This window comes from Pseudomonas karstica (genome assembly GCF_009707515.1).
GTDB classification, from domain to species: Bacteria; Pseudomonadota; Gammaproteobacteria; order Pseudomonadales; family Pseudomonadaceae; genus Aquipseudomonas; species Aquipseudomonas karstica.
In genome coordinates, this window is the sequence record NZ_WLYI01000075.1 from 1 (window position 1) to 1448 (window position 1448).

Here is a 1448-nt window from a genome sequence, read left to right on the forward strand (position 1 = left end):
ATCACCTTGGAGTCTTTCATACCGGCCAAGTGCTGGATCGCGCCGGAGATACCGACGGCGATGTACAGCTGTGGCGCAACGATCTTGCCGGTCTGCCCGACCTGCATGTCGTTGGGTACGAAACCTGCGTCGACGGCCGCGCGGGAAGCGCCGACCGCAGCGCCCAGCTTGTCAGCCAAGGCGTACAGGTGCTTGAAGTTGTCACCGTTCTGCATGCCACGCCCGCCCGAGACGACGATCTTGGCAGCGGTCAGCTCTGGGCGATCCGACTTGGCCAACTCTTCGCCAACAAAGCTGGAAATACCAGCGTCGTGGACAGCACCAACGGCTTCAACAGCAGCCGAACCACCTTCTGCTGCAACCGGATCAAACCCGGTGGCACGCACGGTGATGACTTTTACCGAAGCAGTGGACTGCACGGTGGCGATGGCGTTACCGGCATAGATCGGGCGCTTGAACGTGTCGGCGCTTTCTACCGAAACGATCTCGGAGATCTGGTCAACGTCCAACTGCGCAGCAACACGCGGCAGGATGTTTTTGCCGTTGGAAGTAGCGGCAGCCAGGATGTGGCTGTAGCCAGCGCCCCCCGCCTCTGAACCAAGAGCTGCGACCAGAGGGGCAACGTTTTCCGGCAACTGGTGAGCGTAGGCCGCGTTGTCGGCGACCAGTACTTTGCTCACGCCAGCGATTTTTGCAGCGGCTTCAGCCACAGCGCCAGCGCCCTGACCGGCAACCAGCACGTGGATGTCGCCACCGATTTTAGCGGCAGCAGCCACGGTATTCAGGGTGGCCGGGGCCAGCACCTTGTTATCGTGTTCGGCGATTACCAGGATAGTCATGATCAGGCTCTCCAATTCAAAGCACCTTCGCTTCGTTTTTCAGTTTCTCGACCAGTTCAGCCACCGACTTGACCTTGATACCCGCGCTGCGTGCAGCCGGCGCTTCGACTTTTACGGTCTTGTTGGTGGAGGCGGTGGAAACGCCCAAAGCATCCGGAGTCAGCACTTCGAGAGGCTTCTTCTTGGCTTTCATGATGTTTGGCAGGGACGCGTAGCGCGGCTCGTTCAAACGCAGGTCGGTGGTGACGATGGCCGGCAGTTTCAAGGAAACCGTCTGCGCGCCGCCATCGATTTCGCGGGTCACGGCAACGTTGTCGCCGCTCACTTCGACTTTCGAGGCGAAGGTGCCCTGGCCGTAACCGGTCAGTGCAGCCAGCATCTGGCCAGTCTGGTTGTTGTCGCTGTCGATGGCCTGTTTGCCGAGGATCACCAGTGATGGCTGTTCCTTGTCAACAACGGCCTTCAACAACTTGGCAACGGCCAGGGAGGTCAGTTCTTCAGCGGATTCGACCAGAACGGCGCGATCGGCACCCAGCGCCAGAGCGGTACGCAACTGCTCCTGGGCAGTGGTCGGACCGATGGAAACGACGACGATTTCAGTCGCCACGC

2 protein-coding genes are annotated in these 1448 nt (G+C 60.2%); both read right to left on the reverse strand.

Annotated features, from left to right (window positions below; genetic code table 11):
• Positions 1-839: electron transfer flavoprotein subunit alpha/FixB family protein (locus GIR22_RS25755; protein WP_154746087.1), on the reverse strand; the 839-nt coding region annotated here is incomplete at its 3' end.
• A gap of 16 nt (positions 840-855) precedes the next feature.
• Positions 856-1448, reverse strand: a 593-nt coding sequence (locus GIR22_RS25760; RefSeq protein WP_154746088.1) for an electron transfer flavoprotein subunit beta/FixA family protein, incomplete at its 5' end; no start/stop codon positions are given.